At 63.6% G+C, this 22,938-nt stretch carries 23 protein-coding genes, 1 tRNA gene and 2 pseudogenes; 12 read left to right on the plus strand and 14 right to left on the minus strand.

The window, feature by feature from the left end:
• Positions 1-121 precede the first annotated feature (121 nt).
• Positions 122-610, plus strand: a complete 489-nt coding sequence (locus KFB96_RS25575; protein WP_300971159.1) for a transposase — start codon at positions 122-124, stop codon at positions 608-610.
• A 270-nt stretch (positions 611-880) separates the two neighbouring features.
• Here the strand turns inward: KFB96_RS25575 and KFB96_RS25580 are convergent, their stop codons facing one another.
• Positions 881-1,684, minus strand: a complete 804-nt coding sequence (locus tag KFB96_RS25580) for a DUF2189 domain-containing protein (protein ID WP_213465961.1) — start codon at positions 1,682-1,684, stop codon at positions 881-883.
• An 892-nt stretch (positions 1,685-2,576) separates the two neighbouring features.
• On the opposite strand from KFB96_RS25580, the pseudogene KFB96_RS25585 reads away from it, so the two are divergent.
• Positions 2,577-3,691 (plus strand): annotated as a pseudogene (locus KFB96_RS25585) (reverse transcriptase domain-containing protein).
• Between the two features lie 394 nt (positions 3,692-4,085).
• Entirely contained in the window at positions 4,086-4,460 is a 375-nt protein-coding gene (locus KFB96_RS27295) for a transposase (protein WP_300971761.1), read from the plus strand.
• 1,437 nt (positions 4,461-5,897) lie between these two features.
• Here the strand turns inward: KFB96_RS27295 and moaD are convergent.
• The 3 genes and pseudogenes from moaD to moaB all read right to left on the minus strand — a co-directional run bounded on the left by moaD (position 5,898) and on the right by moaB (position 8,136).
• Entirely contained in the window at positions 5,898-6,152 is a 255-nt protein-coding gene (gene moaD, locus KFB96_RS25595) for a molybdopterin converting factor subunit 1 (protein ID WP_213458277.1), read from the minus strand.
• A 201-nt stretch (positions 6,153-6,353) separates the two neighbouring features.
• Positions 6,354-7,603: pseudogene (gene glp, locus KFB96_RS25600) on the minus strand (gephyrin-like molybdotransferase Glp).
• A gap of 2 nt (positions 7,604-7,605) precedes the next feature.
• The gene (moaB, locus tag KFB96_RS25605; RefSeq protein WP_213458279.1) at positions 7,606-8,136 is read right to left on the minus strand and encodes a molybdenum cofactor biosynthesis protein B; all 531 of its coding nucleotides are present in this window, start codon (positions 8,134-8,136) and stop codon (positions 7,606-7,608) included.
• Positions 8,137-8,771: 635 nt separating this feature from the next.
• Between moaB and KFB96_RS25610 the strand changes: the two genes are divergently transcribed.
• The 3 genes from KFB96_RS25610 to KFB96_RS25620 all read left to right on the plus strand — a co-directional run bounded on the left by KFB96_RS25610 (position 8,772) and on the right by KFB96_RS25620 (position 10,099).
• Complete coding sequence (locus KFB96_RS25610) at positions 8,772-8,933, plus strand: hypothetical protein (RefSeq protein ID WP_213458280.1); 162 nt, start codon at positions 8,772-8,774, stop codon at positions 8,931-8,933.
• A 575-nt stretch (positions 8,934-9,508) separates the two neighbouring features.
• Entirely contained in the window at positions 9,509-9,787 is a 279-nt protein-coding gene (locus tag KFB96_RS25615; protein ID WP_213458281.1) for a type II toxin-antitoxin system RelE/ParE family toxin, read from the plus strand.
• Positions 9,788-9,796: 9 nt separating this feature from the next.
• Complete coding sequence (locus KFB96_RS25620) at positions 9,797-10,099, plus strand: HigA family addiction module antitoxin (RefSeq protein ID WP_213458282.1); 303 nt, start codon at positions 9,797-9,799, stop codon at positions 10,097-10,099.
• Between the two features lie 37 nt (positions 10,100-10,136).
• Here KFB96_RS25620 and KFB96_RS25625 read toward each other — a convergent pair whose 3' ends face one another.
• The 3 genes from KFB96_RS25625 to KFB96_RS25635 form a co-directional block, all read right to left on the minus strand.
• Positions 10,137-10,856: a CBS domain-containing protein gene (locus tag KFB96_RS25625; RefSeq protein WP_300971163.1), complete on the minus strand. Its 720-nt coding sequence runs from the start codon at positions 10,854-10,856 to the stop codon at positions 10,137-10,139.
• A 140-nt stretch (positions 10,857-10,996) separates the two neighbouring features.
• Positions 10,997-11,518, minus strand: a complete 522-nt coding sequence (locus tag KFB96_RS25630) for a hypothetical protein (RefSeq protein ID WP_213458284.1) — start codon at positions 11,516-11,518, stop codon at positions 10,997-10,999.
• A 506-nt stretch (positions 11,519-12,024) separates the two neighbouring features.
• Entirely contained in the window at positions 12,025-13,206 is a 1,182-nt protein-coding gene (locus tag KFB96_RS25635; RefSeq protein WP_213458285.1) for an NnrS family protein, read from the minus strand.
• A 410-nt stretch (positions 13,207-13,616) separates the two neighbouring features.
• Between KFB96_RS25635 and uvrC the strand changes: the two genes are divergently transcribed.
• The 3 genes from uvrC to KFB96_RS25650 all read left to right on the plus strand — a co-directional run bounded on the left by uvrC (position 13,617) and on the right by KFB96_RS25650 (position 16,189).
• Positions 13,617-15,431, plus strand: coding sequence for an excinuclease ABC subunit UvrC (gene uvrC / locus KFB96_RS25640; protein WP_213458286.1), 1,815 nt, complete (start codon positions 13,617-13,619; stop codon positions 15,429-15,431).
• A 3-nt stretch (positions 15,432-15,434) separates the two neighbouring features.
• Positions 15,435-16,010, plus strand: coding sequence for a CDP-diacylglycerol--glycerol-3-phosphate 3-phosphatidyltransferase (gene pgsA / locus KFB96_RS25645; RefSeq protein ID WP_213458287.1), 576 nt, complete (start codon positions 15,435-15,437; stop codon positions 16,008-16,010).
• Positions 16,011-16,114: 104 nt separating this feature from the next.
• Positions 16,115-16,189, plus strand: a tRNA-Gly gene (locus tag KFB96_RS25650).
• A 153-nt stretch (positions 16,190-16,342) separates the two neighbouring features.
• On the opposite strand, the gene KFB96_RS25655 is transcribed toward KFB96_RS25650, so the two are convergent.
• Positions 16,343-16,948 (minus strand): hypothetical protein, encoded by a 606-nt coding sequence (locus KFB96_RS25655; protein WP_213458288.1) that lies wholly within the window; start codon positions 16,946-16,948, stop codon positions 16,343-16,345.
• Positions 16,949-17,042: 94 nt separating this feature from the next.
• Between KFB96_RS25655 and KFB96_RS25660 the strand changes: the two genes are divergently transcribed.
• Positions 17,043-17,249, plus strand: coding sequence for a hypothetical protein (locus KFB96_RS25660; protein WP_213458289.1), 207 nt, complete (start codon positions 17,043-17,045; stop codon positions 17,247-17,249).
• 68 nt (positions 17,250-17,317) lie between these two features.
• Here KFB96_RS25660 and KFB96_RS25665 read toward each other — a convergent pair whose 3' ends face one another.
• From KFB96_RS25665 to KFB96_RS25690, 6 genes are all read right to left on the minus strand, one after another.
• Positions 17,318-18,595: an RNA-binding domain-containing protein gene (locus KFB96_RS25665; RefSeq protein ID WP_213458290.1), complete on the minus strand. Its 1,278-nt coding sequence runs from the start codon at positions 18,593-18,595 to the stop codon at positions 17,318-17,320.
• Positions 18,592-18,777, minus strand: coding sequence for a hypothetical protein (locus KFB96_RS25670; RefSeq protein ID WP_213458291.1), 186 nt, complete (start codon positions 18,775-18,777; stop codon positions 18,592-18,594). Before KFB96_RS25670 ends, KFB96_RS25665 begins: the two co-directional genes overlap by 4 nt.
• Positions 18,774-18,989 carry a hypothetical protein gene (locus tag KFB96_RS25675; protein ID WP_213458292.1) on the minus strand — a complete coding sequence of 72 codons (216 nt, stop codon included), beginning with the start codon at positions 18,987-18,989 and terminating at the stop codon, positions 18,774-18,776. Before KFB96_RS25675 ends, KFB96_RS25670 begins: the two co-directional genes overlap by 4 nt.
• Positions 18,986-19,198: a hypothetical protein gene (locus KFB96_RS25680; RefSeq protein WP_213458293.1), complete on the minus strand. Its 213-nt coding sequence runs from the start codon at positions 19,196-19,198 to the stop codon at positions 18,986-18,988. Before KFB96_RS25680 ends, KFB96_RS25675 begins: the two co-directional genes overlap by 4 nt.
• Before the next feature lie 208 nt (positions 19,199-19,406).
• The gene (locus tag KFB96_RS25685) at positions 19,407-20,171 is read right to left on the minus strand and encodes a hypothetical protein (RefSeq protein WP_213458294.1); all 765 of its coding nucleotides are present in this window, start codon (positions 20,169-20,171) and stop codon (positions 19,407-19,409) included.
• Positions 20,108-21,763 (minus strand): DNA methyltransferase, encoded by a 1,656-nt coding sequence (locus tag KFB96_RS25690; protein WP_213458295.1) that lies wholly within the window; start codon positions 21,761-21,763, stop codon positions 20,108-20,110. The genes KFB96_RS25685 and KFB96_RS25690 overlap by 64 nt, the downstream gene beginning before the upstream one ends.
• Positions 21,764-21,973: 210 nt before the next feature.
• On the opposite strand from KFB96_RS25690, the gene KFB96_RS27300 reads away from it, so the two are divergent.
• Positions 21,974-22,450, plus strand: coding sequence for an IS1595 family transposase (locus KFB96_RS27300; protein WP_300971166.1), 477 nt, complete (start codon positions 21,974-21,976; stop codon positions 22,448-22,450).
• Positions 22,447-22,902: an IS1595 family transposase gene (locus tag KFB96_RS27305; protein ID WP_300971709.1), complete on the plus strand. Its 456-nt coding sequence runs from the start codon at positions 22,447-22,449 to the stop codon at positions 22,900-22,902. The genes KFB96_RS27300 and KFB96_RS27305 overlap by 4 nt, the downstream gene beginning before the upstream one ends.
• Positions 22,903-22,938: the final 36 nt, after the last annotated feature.

Consider the following 22,938-nt stretch of genomic DNA (forward strand, 5'->3'; position numbering starts at 1 on the left):
AATTGAATACGCTGGCCCCGGCCCGCCATTCAGGACGGGTGCCGGGGCGGGAAAAAACGGGGTTTTCGGTCGAGCACTAGTTCCCTAGTTCCGGCCTAGTTCCCTAGTTGCGCAGCTCGGTTTGCGTGACGCGCTGGGCGAGGCGCATCGTCGCGACACGCGCATGATCAATTTCCGGGAAGGCTGGCGAGGGCATCTTTGGCAGGAGCGTTTTCACTCGTTCGTGATGGACGAGCGGCACCTCATCACCGCTGCCAGGTATGTGGAGCGCAATCCCGTCCGCGCGCGGCTCAGTGCACGGCCGGAGGACTGGCCGTGGTCAAGTGCCCGGGCCCATTTGGCCGGAGTGGACGATGAGCTCGTCAGCGTGCGTCCGCTGTTGGAGCTGATCTCGGACTGGGATCGCTTCATCGGCGAGCCTGACGCCCCGGACATTGCCGACGTAATAAACGCGCATTCCGGCACCGGCCGCCCGCTCGGTCCGGATTCCTTTGTCGAAGATCCGGAGCAACGCCTCCGGCGTCCGCTCAAGCGAAAAAAGCCCGGGCCGAAGGCAGCGCGACGGGAGTCTCATACCCGGGACCTCTTGGAGCTGCTGGAACGGGATTAAGTAAAATGTCCCTGGAATTGGTCCCTGGAATTGTACGCTGCTGCTGGCGCGGCGCCGGCGCCTGGCACGGTCTGGCGACCGGTGATGGCGATCCCGGAGATGCCTCAGGGGCAACGCCGCCCGGGCTGGACCGACTACCGCGTCCAAGCGCTAGTACTGCTTCTGCTCACGCTACTGTTAGTGCTGTCCTTTTCCTGAGTGTCTTTAGTCACTGAAAGGTTGGACGTTGGATCGCGCGCCATCCGTTGGCGCAAGGGGCTGGCGTGTCGGTTAAACGGCCTCGCCGACCAGATCGAGATAGGCATACCAGCTAGCGTAGCCAAGCAACGGGAAGATCACGACCATGCCGACGAAAGCCGTCAGCGCGCCGACCAGCATCAGGCCGAGGATCAATCCCGCCCAACGCAACATCGGCCCGGGATTGAGGGTGACGACCCGCCAGCTCGCCTGCACACCGGCAACCGGGCCGGCATCACGATCGACGATCAGCGGAACCGCGATCACGCTGGCCGCGAACACCGCCGCGCCAAGCAAGGCGCTGCTCATCAGCGTGAAGAGCATCATCAATGGGTCCATCCCGCCTCCTAACAGGGTCACATAGCCACTGGAGGTCGGCGCCAGAGTCGTCACTTTGATGGCAAAGATCACCGCCGTGGCCATCGCCCAGAAGGCGACAACGAACACCAGAAACAGCCCGAACAATGCCAGACTTGAGCGCCGCTGACCATACAGCGCAAAGCTGGCGCGAATCCCGATCTGTTCACCGGCCAGCTGGCGACGCGCGGTGACGTAGAGTCCAGCGGCCAGAAAGGGGCCCAGCAGCAGGAGCACGATCAGAAACTTCAACGTCAAACCCGGCATCGCCTGGCTCATGGTCAGTGCCCCGAAACCGGCTAGGGCGCAAAGCGAACCGTAAAATAGACTGACGAAGGGTGTTTTCTTCAGTGTGCTCCAGCCTTGCCCGAGCCACTGCAGGGGTGCATTCGAGGCCACCCGCTGGATCGATAATGTATCGGCCTGGACGACATCCCGATGCGTATCGGTTGAGTGTAAGGGGATTGATTCTGTGGTCATTGCGAAGACTCCTGGGGTTGATGACGGCCAAGTCGGGCGCTCGTTTGAACCGAGTGTCGACTCACCGGCCCTGGACAGGGTTGAGAAAACAGGCAAGTAAGAATATAAGTATTTTCTAATATTAAAGCAAATCCCTAATCACTGATTTAGTTCCGGGGACAGTGCGGCCTGGCAAGGCCGCGTGTTCTAGCGGGTGGGAATCCCGCCTGGGTAATCGTGCGCCGCGAGCCCAGTATCGAGCCTTGCGGCGTGGACGGCAACGGACACGTCGATGCGTAGGCACGAAAGCAGGCGAGGTGCAAAGGTAACGGGTGGAGCCGACCTTGAAGGTGTTGAGCCCCGTAAAGAACAGTCGGGAGTGCCGACGGGTTTGTCCCTCCGGCAGGCAACAATCCGTGCTGCGCGATGGCGAGCGGTACGGATACTCCCAGGGTCCGAGGCCGTATCGAGCCTGACATGGAGAACACGTGGTAACCAGGGAGATCCACGTATCGGTCCGCCGGAGGCGGGCACCCGTGAACAAGTGTAGAAAGCGAGGACACGGACGGTGGTGCGTGGAAGTCGGAGCCATCCATACGAGCGATGACGCCCGGTAATGCGGGTCGAGCAAAGGGGTGGCGGTTTGAGACAACGCGAAAGCGACACACGGCCCTACGCCGAGAGGATTCTGTCCGTGACAACCAAACTTGAGCGTTTCACACTGATGGCGCGCGAGCAACTGCGAGAGCGGTTCAATTCTCTGATGGGGTTGTTGTTCGACCCCGAGGGCTTGCGCGAAAGCTTCGAGCGACAGAAAGGAAACAAGGCGCCCGGAGTCGATGGGGTAAGAAAAGACGACTACGGAAAGGACCTGGACGCGCAACTGGACGACCTGTCGGCGCGGATACGCCGAATGGGCTACCGGCCGCAACCGGTGCGGCGCAGCTACATTCCCAAGGGGGATGGACGCTACCGTCCGCTGGGTGTGCCGAGCTTCGAGGACCGATTGGTGCAGGATCGGCTCAGCCGCCTCCTGCAAGCCATCTGGGAGCCGGAATTTTGCGACTGCTCGTATGGCTTTCGTCCCGGTCGTAGCGCGCACGATGCGTTGCGGCGGGTCGCGGAGGTCATCACCAACGCAGAAACGCAATGGGTGGTTGAGGCCGACATCAAAGGCTTCTTCGATCATCTCTCGCATGCCCATTTACTGCGCTTCCTGGAGCACCGCATCGCCGATCCCAATCTTCTGCGGATCGTGCGGCGCTTCCTGAAGGCCGGCGTCATGGAAGACGGCGCATTCACGGCCAGCGACGAGGGTGCCCCGCAAGGGGTTTGGTCTCGCCCGTGCTCAGCAATATCTACCTGCACTACGTGCTCGACCTGTGGTTCGAGAGACGTTTCGCCAGGGGCTGTGCCGGCAAAGCCTACCTGATCCGCTACGCCGACGACTATGTCGCCTGCTTCGAGTACGAGGCCGATGCCAACGCCTTCCTGGCCGCCATGACCGAACGACTGGCGGCCTTCGACCTGGAAGTCGAACCGAGCAAAACCGCGCTGTTACGCTTCGGCAGCCACGCCCTTGGGCAACGTGCCGACACCGCGGCAGGATCGCGCACCTTCAGCTTCCTCGGCTTCACCCACTATGTGGGCCGTAGTCGTCGGGGCCGGTTCGTGGTCGGGCGCAAGACCGACGGCAAGCGCATGGCCAAGAAGCTCAAACTGTTGAACGAGCGACTACGCGGCCTGCGCACGCAGGGCGGGGCGGCCATGCTGGCCTACCTCGTGCGCCACCTGCGCGGGCATCTCCAGTACTACGGGGTGAGCGGCAACGGCCGCGCCTTGGCGAGTTACATCCACTTCGCCGGCGGCCTGCTGTTTAAGTGGCTAAACCGCCGCAGTCAGCGCCGCTCGTTGACCTGGAAGCGCTTCAGCGCCGCCATTCGCCCCCTGCTGCCGCGTGCTCGGATCATCCATGATCTCTACCCCGTCCCTTGGTGGATGACTCAAGCTGGGAGCCGGATGGTGTAACACTCCAAGTCCGGTTCTGCGAGGAGCCGGGAACGAACCGTCGTATGGCCGAGATCATGTGGCACCGCCGGGAAACCAGGCGGCAAACCGAGAACACAAACATCAGCCTAACCGACGGCAAGAACCCGGCTTACTCTCCGTTTACTTAATACCCTAGACGAGATGCTTCGGATCGGTTAGAACACAAAGTGAGGTTTTTGTGACGAGGGAATGACCGACCGATGGCGAGACTTCCAAGAGTGGTTGTCCCGGGGCTTCCCCATCATGTGACCCAACGCGGTCATCGACGCCAGCGGACCTTTTTTTGGGGATGAGGACGACGCCGAGTATCGGCGATTGCTGTCGACGTCTTGCTTGTCGGGCGTGAGGCATGGACGTTCTGTTCTACTGCCTCATGCCGAATCATGTACACCTGATCCTCGTCCCGGCCGATCAGCTCGGTTTGCGTGACGCGCTGGGCGAGGCGCACCGTCTGTACACGCGCATGATCAATTTCCGGGAAGGCTGGCGAGGGCATCTTTGGCAGGAGCGTTTTCACTTAGCGCCGAGCAAAGCTCGGCGTCTCTTGCCGGGTGAAAGTCCCGGTCGGGTAAGGGCTAGCCACCCACCCGTATCGAGTGTTGGTCCTGTTGCGGAGCGGCGCAAGTCGCGAACAAGAGACAGGGCAAGCGTACACAGAGAATCCTGTAGGCCGCAGGGGAGATCGCGCTCCCTGAAGTGCTGGTACAGCTTCGAGATCGCAAACCCGCGGATGGCGACGGGGTACTGAACCCGGAAGCCGAGATGAAGCACGCGTAAGGGCGAGTGTGTGGATGTCCGCCGGAGTCGACAGGCCGTGGCATGCAGGAAGAGAGGCGCCGGAGAACTCGGGAAGCCTCGAAGGCTCCTGTGGGAGGTGAAGCGATGAAACCGACTGAGCTGGGACACGAACGGGTGAAGAGCCCTGCAACGGCGTGCGCTCGGGTGGAGGCGTGGAACACGGAGCGCACAGGCAGGCGGGAGAACGCCGCAAGCCGACGGGGTGTCTTATCGGGCATAGTCGTCTGCGATGGGGAAAGCCCATGACATGGCGAAGGACCCGACGGGAGTACGCAGCCCGCACAGGAAACACGTGCCGGACGAGCAGAACCGGGTCACCACGTGCCAACCTCACTGCGGGGAATAGCCAATCGAGCGAGGAAGAACGGCATTGATCATCGTTTGGTCCAGCTGCTGGCGATCCTTGCGTCGTCAGGGCTTCCAGCCATGATTCTATCAGGCCAGGATGGCCTGACGACGCATTCGGTGGCCGCTGTGGGCGAAGGGATGATCGAGGCCGGAAGAACTCTCGCTCGCGCGAAAGCGAGTACAACCGAGGAACCGGGAAAACTGCACGTCCGGGTCTGTGGCAGGGGCTCCGGGTAACCGGAGTCCCTACGCCGGATGCCCCTACATGCAATGCAGCCATACGCGGTCGTGATGCGTATTTCAGTGAATATCCTTAAAGGCCATGCACCCAAAATGCATGGCCTTTTTTATACCCGTTGCTGATGTTGCCCTGCATGTCGAGAGACCGTCTCTTGCAGCGCTTATAATAGGCACTCGCTTCGCTTCGCTTCACGAATGCATCAACCCCGTGCTTTCTCTGAAAGCTCAAATGCACGGCCTCGACCGCTCATCGCCAATACATCGTCGCTGCCCACGGGATCCATCCGGGCCTGTCTCGGGAGATAGGTCGCTGGCGACGCCATTCCGAGCATGCATCCATAGAGAAACGACCACCCCGTCATCGCACCGAACAACTGATATGTATACGTCATGACACTGCTCCTATCGGGCGGCGCGATCGCAAGGACGCCCTTTCGTCGCTTGCGCTCGGTCGCGATCGGCAGGTCGAGCGGTGGGAGCTGTCCCGGCTGATGGGGCGATCGAATCCGACTCCGCTGTTCCTGTCTCCGTAACTAAAGCCTATGCCGGCGAGAGGATTGCAATCGCGACCGAGGTCACGTTTCCGATGGGGACTTCGCCGTCGATCGCGACCTCCAACCGATGCCTATCATCCTGAAGGATGGCGCCCGAGTGCAGCTCGCGACGCAGCAGGCACTTGTATGGATGCTCTCTGAGCCGACGGACCGGGCGGGATAGCGGAAGCGCCGGCATCACAGGGAGCAGTCGGACACGCTGAGCTTTGCCCGATGGATCGGTTCATGTTGATGGCCAGCGCGTTTTATCCGCCGGTGACCGGCGGGAAGAATGCGACCTCGTCGCCGTCTTTGATCCGCGTGTCCGGCCGAGCAATCTCTTGATTCACCGCCGTCAGAACGGATTCGCCTTCGCCCAAAGTCGTCGACCAGGGCTCGCCGCGGGTGCGCAGGTGTGCCAGCAGACCCGCCACGGAGTCGATGTCTTGCGAGACATCCATTTGTTCCCGCGCCAGTCCGAGGCACTCTCTGAGCCGAGCGAAATACAGGATATCGATCATGTTGTCGTCCGATGCTAAACCGCGTCTGGAGCGGCATGCGCGGTGGTTGGATTGGAACGGCGACGGCTGAAACCATGCATGCAGGAGCTGACGCGGTTTAGGATGATAAAAATAGGAACTCTAAACTGAGCCTCCCCAAGGCACTTGACCAAGGCAAGGTCGATCCTGCCCCCATCACATCCATGCTCGACCGGACGCGGTTCAGCCGAAGAGACCTTGGAAGGGGATGAAGTCCACGAGGTCGCCTTTGTGGATAACCTGGTTCTCGGAAATCTCCACCAGACCGTCCGCCCAGGCGACGGAGGAGAGCACGGCGGACGAGCGGCTTGGGAACACCGCAAGCTCCTGCGCGCCGTCCTCGCCGATTTGAATGCGCGCCCGATGAAACTCCCGACGTTTATCGGGACGTGGCCAGTCGAAGCCGGCGCGGATCCGAAGACTCAGGGGGCGCAGGTCCCCGGCGACACCCTGCTGTCGTCTGATCACCGGGATGCCGAACAGACAGAAGGTGACGAACAGCGAGACCGGGTTACCCGGATTGCCGATGAAGGGCGTCGCGCCGATACGCCCGAAGGCCAGCGGCTTGCCGGGGCGGATCGCGATGGTCCAGAGCTCGAGCGTGCCGACGCGCTCGAGCGCGGCCTTGATGTGATCCTCCTCCCCGACCGAGACGCCGCCGCTGCCGACGATCAGATCGGCCTGTGCCGCGCCCTGCAGCAACGCCTGCTCGGTGGCCGACAGGGTGTCTTCCACGATGCCCAGATCCACCACCTCGCAGCCGAGCTGCTCCAGCAACCCGAAGAGCAGGAAGCGGTTGGAGTTGTAGATCTGTCCGGGGCCGAGCGGCTCGCCCGGCATCACCAGCTCGTCGCCGCTGGAGAAGACGGCGACGCGCAGACGCCGATAGACACCGACCCGTGCGGCGCCGATCGATGCTGCGAGACCAAGGTGCTGCGGGGCGAGACGGGTGCCCGCGGCGATGACCTCCGCACCGGCGCGGATGTCCTCGCCGATGCGGCGGATGTTCGCATCCGTTTTGCAGTCGAGCGGGACTCGGACCCAGTCCCCATCGGCCATGCAGATCTCCTGGACGACCACGGTGTCGCAACCTTCCGGGACCGGCGCGCCCGTGAAGATACGCGCCGCCGTGCCGGGTTCGAGTGCGCTCCCGGTCGAGCCGGCGGGAATGCGCTGAGCGACGCGCAGTCTCCCCCGCCGGTGGCCAGGTCCGCATGACGGATTGCATAGCCGTCCATCGCGCTGTTGTCCCAGGCGGGGACGTCGATCGTGCTTCGGACCGGTTCGGCCAGGACGCGTCCGAGTCCATCCGCGATCGAGACGGTTTCGGTCCCGTCGACGGGCTCGACACCTGCGAGCAGGCGCTCGAGCGCCTGCTCTTTGGTCAGCGCCGCACGTCCGGGCGCGTCACAGCCGCAAGGATCGGTGGTCATGCTCAACGCTCCAGCAAACGCGGAATGAGCTGAGCGAAGTTGCAGGGTTGCGTGCGGCTGTCCAGCTGCGCCTGCAGGATGCGATCCCAGGCGGTGCGGCAAGCGCCGCTGGAGCCCGGCAAGCAGAAGATGAAGGTCCCGTTGGCAAGCCCACCGAGCGCGCGCGACTGTAAGGTGGAGGTTCCGATCTCCTCGAGCGAAAAGCTCCGGAACAGCTCGCCGAAGCCCTCGAGCGGCTTGTCGAGCAGGGGGATCACAGCCTCAGGGGTACTGTCCCGCCCGGTCACGCCGGTGCCGCCGGTGCTCAGGATGACCTGAATCTCCGGGTCGGCGATCCATTCGGAGAAGGCCGCGCGCATCCGGTAGACGTCGTCCGGGACGATCCGCTTGGCCATGACGCGGTGTCCCGCCGCCTCGGCGCGCTCCACCAAAAGTCGTCCCGAGGTGTCGTTCTCCTCGGTCCGACTGTCCGAGACAGTCAGGACGGCGATCCGCAGGGGCAGAAAATCTTGGTCTGTGAAGTGCTCGGGCATGGCATTGTCCTGTGGCTGAGGCGTGCCGCGGTGAGTGACGGCTCAAAAACAAGGTGTACAGAGGCGTGAACGGCATCAGCGGCCTCGCTCAAAAGATCGGCCACCCCAAAACTTCACGAGCTCGTGACACCCGCTCTGCGGTGTCACGCATGCCCCGTGCCGCGATGGCCGGAGTGACGAACCGGAACAATGGCGCATCAGCCGTAGGTTGGGCAAAGCGCAGCGTGCCCAACCCGCGCCGGCATCACTGGGAGCTGTTGGGCACGCTGCGCTTTGCCCAACCAACATGTTCATGTTGATCTTGGATCCTTCCTGATCGCGCTGTTGCCGGTCGTCGTGCATTGTATCCGGATGACGGCCGCAGTCGCGATTCCAGTCAGACCGCGGGAAATGAGTCGCGCGACCCTCACCCAAATGCCCGCGCTTGCCGAGCCTTGTGAAGACTGTCCGGTCTATTGAGACGTCGAGCGAGAGCCATCGAGCGTATAGGCGGGCGGAGGCTGCGGGCAGGGGCGTCTCCTCGGCAGTCGCCCTTGAACTCCGGCGGATCGCCAGGCATCTCGGTGTGACGGCAGTTGGCCGTATCGGCACTGACCGTCGCTTCTTTCATTGCCGCCAATTCGGATGACACCGCCATGATCAGCACCGGAACCTTGATGCTCTGCAAGGCGCTCCTGACCGCGGGCGCCATCATGGGTTTCCTGCTTCGGGAGCTCTGGTTGTTGCGTCGGATGAAACGCGAGGACAAGGCGCGCAAGGCCGAGGCGGCTGGCGCGGCCCGCACGACCGACTGCTGAGGGGAGCGCTCGACATGGCGACATCTCCCGACTGCATCGGGGCTTCTGGGTCGCCAACTGGAAACGCTCGCCCGCGGTCCGAACGAATGGGAGCAGCGCCATCGCTGGTGAGATGTCGGCATGCCCGAGGGGCTGGCCGACAAGATCACGATTTTCGAAGCCTATGCCCGCCACTGTCGCTTCCGCGTCGAAACGCCGCGGATTCCGGGGTTGACCTATCCGGCGTGGGACGAGCTCTGAAGCTCCGTCAACGCGTCGAGGCGTGATCCAACGAGACCGAAAGCTGTCCGTAGACCGTGGGTCCGTCCGACATCGTGTCCGTGCCCGCAACGGGACCCGGACGCTTGGTCGAGCAGGCGCCTAGCGCGAGTGCGACAAGGAGAAGGGCAAGGGGAAGAAGGGTCTTCATCGCGGATTCTCTCAAATATTGTGGACTTTGGTCGCCGCTGACCGCCGGGTATCGATGCGGGCAACGTTGCGGCGGGTGCCGGTCAGCGTCGCCACGTCAGGAGTCGGGCGCGACGCCGATCAATCCGACTTGCGGGCAGTATAGTCACGCTATACAGTTCGGTCTCGTGATCAGGCAATTCAGACACAAGGGTCTCCAAAGGTTCTTCGAATCCGGATCGAAGGCGGGTATACACGCCGCTCATGCACCAAAACTCCGGCGTCAACTTACGCGACTGGATGTTTCCTCCTCGCCGCAGGATATGAACCTCCCTGGCTGGAAGCTCCATCCCCTTTCGGGCGATCTCGTCGGACATTGGTCCATCTGGGTCAGCGGAAACTGGCGCCTGACGTTCGCGTTCCAAGGCGAAGACGTGATCCTTGTCGACTACCGTGACGACCACTAGGCCATCATCATGAGCAACATTCACAACCCTCCCCATCCCGGAGAGACGCTGCGGGATGATGTGCTGCCTGAGCTTGGACTCACCGTCACCGAAGCCGCTCGGCAGCTCGGCGTCACCCGCGCGGCTCTGTCGCGCGTGCTCAACGGGCGTGCTGCCATCTCTCCGGATATGGCACTGCGTCTCGAAGCATGGCTCGGCAGCGAGCAAGGCGGTCGCGCCGAGCTCTGGTTGAGCCAGCAGATGTCTTACGACGTCTGGCTGGCACGGCACAAGCCACGCCCGGCAATCCAACGGCTTGCCGCGAAAGAGTAGCGGCGAAGCGCGCATGCGTTGGCGGAGCCGCCATCCGCTACCCTCCGTACTGGCAGGCAAGGCCGCTCAGGGTCATGTTCTCCGCGATCGCGTCGTGTGGGATCAGCAGGTACCGCCAGGGTTTGCCGCCATGCGAGAGCGCGTGGACGGAGGCATTGGCGCACCAACCGACCGCGGCCTCTTTCTTGGCGATTACCGAAGGATCCTCCATCTCTTTGCGCATCTTCGGCTCCAGCATGTAGACGGCGGCGTCCGTTTCGGCGACGAAGTCGGGCTGGAATTCGCGATGGTCGGCGCCGTCGCGGTAATGGATCTGGAACTGTCCGCGGGCCGGTCTGAACCACTTGGCCGCCTCACGTTCCAGGATTACGGTCAGCTTGCGTTCGGCGTCGGACTCAAACTTTTGGACCGGATACAGGCAGCGCTCAAAGCCGCCGAACAGATAACGGCTCATGTTGCTCTTGTCCGCAGGCGCAACGCGGTAGTTCGCGGTTGGCTCCTTGACCGCGGTGCTGTAGGCGCTCGGTTTCAGCTCGCTGAAGCCCTTGCTGATCTTGACATCGTACCCCCGTCGGTCTCCTCGAACTAAGAAACTATCCGCGCCGAATCGCTTGAGAATATCCGTCTCGTTCAGGATTCCGCTTACCAATTCGCCGCCTGCGACTACCGGCAGCGCCTTGACACCTTGGCGCACGAACAGACCGGCTGCTTGGTCAAGCGGCGTCATCGGATGCAGCGATTGGATCGGCGAGCGCATAAGGTTCCTCGCGCACATGCGACGATTCTTCCGCTCCACTGCATGGGCGTGGGCGAGGTGATAGATGGTTCGGAAGTCCGTCGAGCGCCGCTGGCCGAGCCTATTGGGCGTGGCTCATCCGCGGATCGCCTTGAGGCAGATCAATCGGCGGGTTTCGGTTGATGCCCGATCGCCGGTGTCTGCACCGGGCGTGGCGCCGTGCCGTCCATCCCGAGCACCTGTCCGAGAAGCTGTTGCGAGCGTTCGGCGATAAAGGCCTGGGAGAGGCGCCGCTCCGCGAACAAGAGCTCTCGAGTGGCCCGACGATCCTGGTAGAGGATCTGCTCGGGCGTCGGACTGAAGGGCCGCTCCAGGCTGATTCGGGCGATGCGACCGAGATTTACGCCGCGACCGTCGTCGAGCAGGATCAGGTGCGGTGCGAGACCCCGAGCCGGATCCGGTCGCGGAAACTCCAAGATGTCGAGCAGGACGTAGGGCTGTCCGGTCTGGCGAATCCCGAGTTGGATCTCGGTCGGCTCGAGCTCGACGAGATAGACGGTCCCGCCGACGGCCTCGCGCAGTCGCTCGACCTGACGGGCATAATCGGCGCTCGGCCAGAGTCGATCGTCGTCGTCGCTCGTCTCATGTGCCGTCTGCTCGAAACGGGGTTCATCCGTGTTCATCGATCGCCTCGCTCCCCGTCTGCGTTGAATGACGTGCCGATAGATTTCATGCCCGGCTTGATATGAGTCAAGGTTCGGATCGAGCCGCAAGATTCAAATCCCGTCAAGGGTTCGGTGCGGTTGTGACCATCGGCTCGTTCGGTGCATCCGTCGTTCTGCTTTACGGGGCGGTGCGCAGTCCATTTCTGGCCCCATCCCATCCTGAGTCTCGGGCACATCCTCGACCAGCACCGCCCGGCGCCTCAGTTGAAGAAGACGACACGTGGATAGACAAACAAGGCCGGTCGGACCCGACGCCCGAGTGATACGTGACGATTCAGAAGCAAGGTGAACACATGACGAACGTGTAGGATGGGTAGAGCGTCAGCGAAACCCATCCTCCCAACCGCTACGTTGCCGGGTTTCGGTCCGATGCCCTCGGCGCAGGATGGATAGGTTCCGCTGACGCTCGACCCGCCATGCTCGGTTTTGTTGAATCGCTCCCAAGCGATGCCCCCGCAGCCGCGTCAGCCCGGGCGCCCGTCCGGCCGGGGCGCGACCAGCATGGGCGCATGAACCCAGAGAAAGAGCCCGAACGCGAGGATCCAGCAGAGTCCGGCGCTCATCAGCCAAGCGTGATAGTCGGCCGGGTAGACCAAGGGTGCTAAACCGCGCAGTGCGGCCGCGCAGTTGATCAGGACGAAGGCGACGATGGTCAGTCTGCTCGCCTGCATCGCACGACCCGTATGACCGACCGCGACCCGCGCCATCATCCCGAGCGTCACCACTCCGATCGCCCCGATGGTCAAGGTATGGAGTGCGCCGCGGGCGGGCAGGGCGGTGAAGGCGGGAAGCCCGTCCAGGATCAGGCCGAACGCAAGCCAGAGCAGACCCACATAGAGCACCGTCAACATGGGTGTGGTCCAGACACGTCGATCGTGCCAGCCGGCGATTCGCACCAGAAGCACCAGGCCCAACGCGATCGCGACGGCGCCCGAGGGGGATCCGTGGGGCTGGATGAGGTCCGCGATCAGGAGTGCTCCGGCCAGCAGGAAGGTCAGACGCTCGACGAACTGGACACTTCCGGGCTTGGCGCCGGTAATGCCGCGCTCGATGAAGAAGGGCATTACGCGGCCCGAGACCAGCAGCATCGTCAGGATGACCAGGTCCAGCATCAGGCGGTGACCCCGCGCCACCCCGCCCGCAAGGATGCCGAGCACGTCCAAATGGACCAGCGCGCTCGCGAGGGTCATGCCGGCGAACAGCAGCAGGAAGACGCGGTTCACCGGATTGGGGCCGAACCAGAGCGGTCGCCGCAGCGCGAATGCCAGCACCGGGAAGAAGGCGACATCGGTCAGGGCGACCAATAGCGGCGGCAGCCCGAGCCAGGGCATCAGACGTGCGGCAAGCCAAAGCGCGACCAATCCCGCGAGTGCCGGACCGGTCGGCGTGTCCATGCCGCTCCAGTTGCGTACGGCGGTCAGCAGGAAACCGGCGATGACGGCCGCCAGATACCCGAACAGCATTTCATGGGCGTGCCAGGCCGGCCCGGCCAAATAGCCGGGTTGCGGGACATGGCCTGTCAGCATCCCGAGCCAGACCAGGACGGACAGCACGGCGGCGATCCCCGCGGCCAGAAAAAACGGCCGGAAGCCGAGCGCAAGGACGGCGACGCCCCGTTGCCTGTTGGTGCCTGACGCGATGCGCATAGGGGTGTCATCCGGTGGTTGGTGGAGGCGAGACCGAGACTGCTCGTTTACGCTAACGATGGCATGGATACATGGCCTTGACCTGAATCAAGGCTCTGCCCCCAGCCGATTGCCAGCGAGCAGTTGACGCCGGCACGCCGGTTTCAGCTCGAGATGACTCTCACGGAGACACGGAGACACGGAGGGCACGGAGAATCCGAGATCTTTCCGGCGTGCGCTCAGTGTCTCCGCGTCTCCGTATCTCCGCGAGAGACTTTAGAATCCGATAGGTGCTCAGCCCCGCGGATGAAGCAACCCCGACTGCGTCGGGGTGTCCGCTCTGGATCGGCAGCGGTCGTTTGCGCTCTAATCCGCACATGAACGACACCACTCCCGATCAAGCTCCCGAGGAGGCTCGGCCCGAACCCGAAATGCCTGCGCGAGCCCTCCTCGAGCGCATCCCCCAAAACCCCGGCGTTTATCGCATGCTCGATGCCGAGGCTACCGTCCTCTATGTCGGCAAGGCGAAGAACCTCAAACGCCGGGTGTCGAGCTATTTCAGCCGGGCCCTGACGCGCCGTCTGCAGGTGATGGTGAGCCAGATCGCCGACATCGAGGTGACGGTGACCCGCACCGAGGGCGAGGCGTTGCTGCTCGAGAGCAACCTCATCAAGTCACTGCGTCCGCGCTTCAACGTCCTGCTGCGCGACGACAAGAGCTATCCCTTCATCTATCTCAGCACGCAGGACGACTTCCCGAGACTCGCGTTTTATCGGGGGCCGCGCAAATCCAAAGGGCGCCTCTTCGGACCCTATCCGAGCGCCTGGGCGGTGCGCGAAACGCTGCAGCTGCTGCAGAAGCTCTTCCCGGTGCGCCAGTGCGAAGACAGCTTCTTCAGCAACCGCTCGCGACCCTGTCTGCAGTATCAGATCAAGCGCTGCAGCGGCCCCTGTGTCGGGCTCGTCAGCCCCGAGGCGTACGGCGAGGACGTCGCCCACACCATCCAGTTTCTCGACGGGCGCGCGGAGGAGGTGATCGCGGATCTCGGTCGCGGCATGGAGCAGGCTGCGGCCGCGCTCGAGTTCGAGCGCGCCGCCGTCCTGCGCGATCAGATCGCGACCCTAAGCCGTATCCAGCAGCGCCAATACGTGAGCGGGGAGGGCGGCGACCTCGACATCATCGCCTGCGCACAGGAGGGCGGGACGAGCTGCGTGCAGGTCTTCTTCATCCGCGCCGGGCGCAACCTCGGCAACAAGGCATTCTTTCCGAAGACGCCCGACGACACGGACGACGCGACCCTCCTGGCCGGGTTCTTGGCCCAGTTCTATGCCGACAAACAGATCCCGCCCGAGCTGGTCGTCAACGTCGAGCCGGAGGAGCGCGGGCTCTTGGAGACGGCGCTCTCGCAACGCGCCGAGCGGCGTGTGCACATCAAATGGCGGGTGCGCGCCGAGCGTGCGCGCTGGCTCGAGATGGCCCGCGGCAATGCCGAGGTCGCGCTCAAATCCAGGCTCGGCAGCCAGGCCGGTTACGGACGCCGCATCGCGGCGCTGCGCGATGCACTGGATCTCCCCGAGCGGCCCCAGCGCATGGAGTGCTTCGACATCAGTCACACCCAAGGCGAGCGCACCGTCGCCTCCTGCGTGGTCTTCGACGGCGAAGGGCCGCGCAAATCGGATTACCGCCGCTTCAACATCGAGGGCATCACCCCGGGCGACGACTATGCGGCCCTGCACCAGGCCCTGACCCGGCGCTACACCCGGGTCAAGCAGGGCGAGTATCCGATTCCCGATATCCTCTTCATCGACGGCGGACGCGGGCAGATCCGCGCGGTCGGCGATGCGCTCCAAGAGCTCGGCATCGCCGGCGTTCAGCTGGTGGGGATTTCGAAGGGGCCTGATCGGCGTCCGGGCACCGAGCTGCTTTGGTTGTTGGACGTCGAGTCGCCGCTTATACTGCCGAGCGATTCCCCCGCCATGCACCTGATCGAGCAGATCCGCGACGAGGCCCATCGGTTCGCCATTACCGGTCATCGCCAGCGCCGTGCCAAGGCACGCACCACGTCTACGCTGGAAGGGCTCGCCGGGATCGGGCCGCGCCGCCGCCAGCGTCTTCTGAAGCAGTTCGGCGGCATCCGCGGCCTGGCCCGTGCAGGGGTCGAGGACATTGCCTGCGTCGACGGCATCGGCCGACAATTGGCACAACAGATCTACGATGCTTTTCACGAGGAGGCCGCGGCGCCCTGACGTATGTGGAATATCCCCAACCTTCTGACGATGCTCCGGATTGTCTTGATTCCGGTGTTTGTCGTCGTCTTCTATATGGACACACTTTGGGCGCCTTATGTCGCCGCCGCGGTCTTCGGTGCGGCCGCTCTGACGGATTGGCTCGACGGCTATCTCGCGCGGCTCTGGGAACAGACCTCGCCGCTCGGGGCCTTCCTCGATCCGGTCGCCGACAAGCTGATGGTCGCGGTTGCCCTCGTTTTGTTGGTGCAGTACGACCCCCGAACGCTCTTGGCGCTCCCGGCGATGGTCATCATCGGACGCGAGATCACGGTCTCGGCGTTGCGCGAGTGGATGGCCGAGATCGGCGCGCGCGCCAAGGTCGCTGTTTCCATGACCGGCAAGATCAAGACTACGGCCCAGATGATCTCGATCGTGCTCCTGATCCTGCGCGATACGGTCTTCGGACCCTGGGTCTACGGATTAGGGGTCGTGCTCCTCTACGTCGCCGCCGTTCTGACGCTTTGGTCGATGGTGCAGTATCTGCGCGCGGCCTGGCCGAGCCTGTCCGGTCAGGTCGATGTCGAGGGGCGCGATTGAGCAGGGTTCGGGACGATAAGCAAAGCATCGTCCGATGCTAACCTCCTCGATGCAATCGAGGGGTTGACAGTATCGAGGAATGCCTTAAAATGCACGGCTCCAAAGCGGGAATAGCTCAGTGGTAGAGCACAACCTTGCCAAGGTTGGGGTCGCGAGTTCGAATCTCGTTTCCCGCTCCAAGTTTTCCCGAAACCTTAAGAAGCCGGCCTCGTGCCGGCTTTTGTTTGTGTGCCCAAAGCGATCGGCGAGAAGATAGTGGTCAGCTGTTTCGGTGACCACTATCCTGAATTGGCTAGGCGCCGCACCAAAGCCTGTGTCGGGGCCTTTCGGTGTCAGGATGGCGCCGTCCGGGCGAGCCAATTCCGCGTTCCCTCCAGGTCGAGCAGATAGCGCTCAAGGGTCTCGCGCTCCACCCAAGACGGCATCAGGGGCTGGAACTTGCTCAGGCGATAGCCCGGAAGGTTTTGGCTGATGTCCTGCCAAAGCTCGGTATCTTCCCAGAACCCGACACGGCCGAGTTGCCCCAGTGCCTCGCTGAAATGTCGACCGTCGACACCCTCGCCGCGCAGGCGCACCAGAACATTGTCCGCGGTGATTTTCCAGTCCGTCATGTAGGCCACGTCGCTTCGCTTGGCCCCCGCGGCGGGGGAGAAGGCCAGTCGCCACTCATCGGTCATCCCGGTGGTTGCCTGCAGATGGTCCCAAAAAGCGGCCTGACTGTTCGGGTCATTGAGCCGATCGGAGATCCCTTCGACGGTAAAGAGGTCATCCATCAGGGCACTGAGCGGCAGGGCACGGAGGGTATCGGCGAGGGCGCCGGAATGCGCCTGCAGGTTTGCGGCAAGCCAGGCGTCCGCCCCGGCGAGCGTCAGTCCGTCGGAGCCGATGAAGGCCGCGACCCGTTCGGGCGCAACCAGACCCGTTGCCGCTTCGCCCACCAGGGTCCCCAAGGGCTTTGCGGAAGCGTTTCCCGGCGCGGTAGAGCTCCAACAGCGGCGTGGCGCGGACCGAGTCCTCGGTGAATCCGGGTAAATGAACGAGGAGGGGCGCCCCGTCGCCTCCGCTGGTGTCGGGCTCCAGCGCGAGCAGGAGCTCCAAAAAACTGCCGCGGTAGCCATGGACCGCATAGGGCATTTCGCCGTCTGCACGCAGTTCGACGAGCTGATCGACGAAGCTCCCGTAATGGTCGTCCAGATCCAGCCAAACAAGGATGCCGTGCTTGCGCACGCAGGAGCGTAGCTCCGCCTCCAAGGTCCGGGACACGGGCCCGAGTCCGAGCGACGAATCGGTGTCGACCCCGTGAGCCGTCATCCTGCGTGGCCCGTCGTGTGATCCAGGGCCCGCTCCCGGGCCGCCGCATCCCGCCAAAACCGCACCAGCAGAGCGTCCTCGGTCGCCTCGAATTCCGGATCCACGCCGTTGTGTTGCCGCAAGAGGGGGACGATCTTGCTCCGCACTCCCATGCCGCGCGCGTCCACGTAGCCGTAGTCACGCAGCACGTCGAGGATCAGTGGGTTGCGGGGCGAGCGCTGACCGGCGAGCATCTTCTCCACGGTCATGGAATTCTGCAGGGCGCCAGGGCTGCGGACCTCCAGTCGATCCGCATAGGCCACGACCTCGACATCCTCGATGCGCGTCCAGTCGCGATGGGCGAGGGCGTTCACCAGTGCCTCACGCAGTGCCGCCTGTGGATAGTGCCAGCGCCGCTCGCGACGCAACCCGTCCGCGAGCTCCGCGGATTCCGCCGACACGAAGGGCCGCATCCGCTCCATGAGGGACTCCAGGAGTCCGCCGCGCTCCAAGACGCGGCTGCCGTCGCGCGTACGCCAGAGTCCCACCAGGGGTTCGTCCAGGATGTGATCGTCGCTTGCGGCATAGTCCATCGTGTCTCCGGGAAAGGCCATCCAGCGCACCCCGGCCTGACGCAGCGCCCAGCGTGGCCGACGCCCGAAGAGCAGGGTGCCGGCGATGGTGCACACCGGCTCGCCGCCCGGTCGCTCCGTCATGAATCCCAGGCCCATGAGGCGTTTCGTCCAGGTGGCCGGATCTGAAGGCACCTCGGGATCATTGAGCACCTGGGCCAGATAGTCGTTCAGCCGCTCCAGGTCGAGGTCTTGAATCCCCGTGCCGGACACCGGCAGCAGCTCCGCGTGAAGCATGCCCCCGAGTGCGAAGAGCCGCGCCTGCTGCTCGCGCGATGCCTTGCGCGACGTGCTTCCGGCGCGCACGTAAATCTCCTCCCGGTCCTTGTCGCGCACCACGTAGGGCTTGGCCGTCCCCTGCGTGAGCGAGATGACGGCCACCCGGCGACCGTTATCCATCTGCACCGTCTCGAAGTACGGCAGGATCATCGGATGCACGTAGCGCCCGAAGACGGTATCCATCACCCACTCCTCGAGATGCTCACGCTGGATGCCGGTGATGGTTCCGTCGTCCTCGACCCCGAGGAGGATCACGCCGCCCTGAAAGTTGGCCAGCGCCACGATCTCCTTGGCGAGTTGCTCCGGGCGAACGTCGTCGCGCTGGAACTCCACGCCGGAGCTTTCGCCGTTCTTGATCAGTTCGAGCAGTTCGGTTTTGGTCATGCCGATGCCTTTTTAAAGCGAACCATGAAGGGCATGAAGGTCATGAAGGGGGTGTTTTTCCGAGGCGACCGGGTGTCATGGGGAATCGGCCGGCTTCCGAAAGCGACGTGACGCTGAACCACCGCGTGCCGTTGCGTCGAGATGCTTTGCTTTCCCCCCTTCATGACCTTCATGTCCTTCATGGTGAATCTTCAGCTCCATCGCAGGCGGTTCCGTCGATCGGGGTCGTTTTTACCATGAAGGGCATGAAGGACATGAAGGGGGTGTTTTTCCGAGGCGCCTGAGTGTTATGCGGAATCGGCAGGGATTCGCAAGCGACCTGACGTTGAACCATAGCGCCCTGGGGGTTCGACATGCTTTGTTTTCCCCCCTTCATGACCTTCATGTCCTTCATGGTGAATCTTCAGCTCCATCGCAGGCGGTTCCGTCGATCGGGGTCGTTTTTACCATGAAGGGCATGAAGGACATGAAGGGGGTGTTTTTCCGAGGCGCCTGAGTGTCATGCGGAATCGGCAGGCTTCCGAAAGCGACGTGACGTTGAACCACAGCGTGATGTTGGTTCGAGATGCTTTGCTTTCCCTTCATGACCTTCATGTCCTTCATGGTGAATCTTCAGCTCCATCGCAGGCGGTTCCGTCGATCGGGGTTGTTTTTACCATGAAGGGCATGAAGGACATGAAGGGGGTGTTTTTCCGAGGCGCCTGAGTGTCATGCGGAATCGGCAGGCATTCGCAAGGTGCCTGACGTTGAACCATAGCGCTCCGTGGGCTCAAGAAGCGTTGCTTTCCCCCCTTCATGACCTTCATGTCCTTCATGGTGAATCTTCAGCCTCATCGCAGACGGCCTCGTCGATGTCTCCGAACATTAGGCCGTCGATCGGGGTCAGCTCCATCAGGAGCGTCTCGCGCTCGGCGACGAGCTCGGGGTGGGACTGCTCGAAGGCTGCGCGGGTCGCGGGCTCGTCGGGGGCACGCAGATGGAAGTCTGCGGATTGTTTGGCGATGATGTCGAGTTCGAGTTGCCAGCACTCGGCGGGGTGTTTGCTCCAGAGACCGGGTTCCAGCAGGGTCAGCTCGGGCTGTGGCGCCTTTTTCTTGCGGCGGCGTCGGAGGACCTCTTTGGTGATCGCCGCCAGGGCGTCCTCCCAGTGTTCGGCCAGATAGGCGGCGCGGTGCTCGCGGTCGCCGCCGTCGCCGTGGTAGGGGGCCTCTTCGATGCGGAAGTCGGGAGCAATCTCGTCTTGCAGGCGGAGCTCCCAGGCCCATGCGCGGGCGGGATGGTAGGCCCAGAAGGAGCCGTGGGCGACGCCTAGCGAGGGGTCTTGGCGGCACTTGGCGTCGACCCGCTCCGGCCAATAACGCATGGCGAGATGGGGCCAGTCGTAGTCCTTCTTGCCGGATGCCGTGGCCACGTACATCGTCCGGTGGACATCCTTAAAACACTTGAGCCGCAGCCAGGTGCGCAGATCCGAACGGGCATCGATGGCCGGGCCATGCTCCGACCAAGCTGCCTTCAGCACGGCGGCGGGGTCGCCGAGGCTGTCCTGGACCTCGTTGGCGTCCAGGGTACCGTCCAAGAAGAGGATTCCGGCGGGGAGTGCATGGCCAAGGTCTGCGGTGGCGGGGTCCAGGATGCCTTCGCCGCCTCGCGGCGCAAGGCCATGAGGGCAGGGTCGGTGTCGGGAAGACCGGCCAGGCGCAGGCTGGAGGCCACCAGATTGAGCCGGGCGGGGCGCGCCTCCGGGCAGGTACGGCGGGCCTTGAGCCAGAGCGCGGCGGCGGCGATCTGCACCGCACGGGGGTCGAGATCGATGCCGTGCAGGTTGTGGGTGAGGATGCGCTCGACGATCGCACGGTCCGACCAGCGTGCATCGCCCGACTCGCCCCGGTGCCGTGCCTCCTCCTTGTAGAGCGCAAAGAGCAGAACGAAGGCCACCACCAGGAAGTGACCGGAGCCGACGGCTGGATCCAGGAGCTTCAAATCGCGCACCGAGTCCGGCGCATTGGCGATCGCATCCGCCGGGATCGGCTGGGGCACGTAATAGGCCCAGCGGCGCTCGGCGTCCGAGTGCAGGGGCATGAGGTCGGTGAGGGTGACCTCGCCACGCTCCCGTTTGCCGCGCCAGTCGGCGCGGCGCTCATCCAGCACGCGCAGAAGGCCGGTCAGCGGCGGGGTGGTGTCGGTGGGTTCGGTGGCTTGGGATTCCTGTCGGTTGGGCTGAGGTACGAAGCCCAACGGGGCGTCCTCCGGAACGCCACCACCGGGACCGCGAGCCTCGGCGGATGTTGGGCTTCGTGCCTCAGCCCAACCTACGGGTGCGTCTCCATCGACAGGGGCGGGGGCGGGTTCGCCGGGAAGCGGTTGCTCGCACTCGGCGGTCCAACCCTGCTTGCGGCACATGGCGAGCCACAGCGGACCCAGGCTGTTCTGGAGCAGCCAGTCCACCATGTAACGCTCGGTGAACATCTGGGTCTTGCTGGCGATCTCATGGGGCTCGATCTTTCCGCCGGCGTGTAGCTTTGCATCCAGTGCCTCGCGCTCCGGGTCGTTCCAATACTGGTAGACCCAGCCCAGGGTCATGTCGTCGGTCCAGCAACTGGCGAGTGCCGGGTCGTCCAGAGACTCCACCAGATGGCGCAGGGTTGCGGGGCCGACCGGGATCAGATCCGCCACGCCATTGCTGCCGTAGAGACCGGGCAGCTCCAAGGCCAACTCCTCGAAGACCAGCTCCAGGAGGTAGGCGTAACCCTCGCTCTCGTCGCCGCGCACCAGGGCGGGCGCGATCTCGCGGAAGTTCCGGTAACCCTCGCTGTCCCATCCGCCGGTCAGCACCGCGAGCTTGCGCAGCCCCATCCCCTCCATGAGCCGCAGCAGCACCAATCGGTTCAGCAGCGTATAGGCGGCACGCTTCTCCGCCTCGCGCAGAAAATGGGTCCGGTCGCGCCCGCCGCCGGCCCCGGTCCGGCTGCCGCGCTCCGCACGCACCTGCTCCTCGCGCCACGCCTCCAAACGCGCCCGCCGCGCCTGCGCCGCCTCGCGGAGCCCGGCATCCCGCGCCCGGACGGAAAACCGATAAGCCGCCTCGGTCGACCCCGCCAGGTCATCCAGCAACCGCGCACGCAACCTCCGGACGGCCGTGGACAAAGCCGACTTGGCTTCAGGTGTCATCGACACGGACGAAACCTCGGCGTCGAGAGGGGAGATGTCACCATGAAGGACATGAAGGGCCATGAAGGTAAAAGCGATTGGCTCTTTATGCATTCCAGACAGTTCCCGACAGAGTCGAGGCGGGGAGCCTTGGAGAGCACTGGATGCAGCACGAGGCGGGCCGTGGGGGTAGAATACTGTCCCTTTCGAAGTGGCCAGGCAGTGCGCCCCATGTTGAACATCCAGAATCTCGTCGACGACGCCAAATGTTTCGAGACCGTCCGTGCCCTGCGTTGGCCCGAGGGGGTGCGCTGCGTGCACTGCGCCTCGGCCGAGATCAACAAGCAAGGTCGGGATCCGACGCAACCCGAGCGGCAGAAGTACCGCTGCAAGGACTGCGGGCGCTGGTTCGATGATTTGAGCGAGACGATTCTGGCCGGCCATCATCAGCCACTGCGAACCTGGGTGTTATGCCTGTATTTCATGGGCTTGAACCTGTCCAACCGGCAGATCGGCCAAGAACTGGGCCTTCACAAGGATGACGCCCAGCGCATGACGCAACAGTTGCGCGAGGGCATCGAGTCCAAGCAGTCCTTGCCCGTGCTCGACGGCGAGGTCGAGGCCGACGAGGTGTACGTGGTCGCCGGTCACAAAGGGAACCCCGAGGCGGTAAAAAAAAAGCGCGCAAAGGCCGTCGGCGCCGACTGAAGGGGGCGCGCGGTCGCGGCACCCTGGCCAAAGAGAAGCCACCGATTCTCGGCCTGATCCAGCGCGGCGGCGAGGTGGTGCTGCGGATGCTGGATAACGTCCAACAGAAGACCATCAAACCCATTATCCTCGCCTGCGTGGCCGAGGGGACGCGCTTCTACACCGATGAGTATGACATCTACGCCCGCTTGCCGGCATGGGGTTACGAGCACCACAGCGTCTGCCACAGCCGCGGAGAGTACGCCCGCGACGAGGACGGTGATGGCTTCCATGAGGTCCACGTCAACACCATCGAGGGCGTCTGGTCGTTGCTGCGCTCCTGGCTGCGCCCTCACCGCGGGATCTCTCAGGAACACCTCCCGATGTACCTGAGCTTTTTTCAGTTCGTCCACAACAGTCGTGCGCGCGGGAAGGGGCTCCTCCCGGCGCTCTTGGCAGCGCTGATTGTATAGCTGTCTGGAATGCAGATTGAGCCAAGCGATTTATGC

Origin of the sequence: Thiocapsa sp. (assembly GCF_018399035.1) — a bacterium.
Taxonomy (GTDB): Bacteria; Pseudomonadota; Gammaproteobacteria; order Chromatiales; family Chromatiaceae; genus Thiocapsa.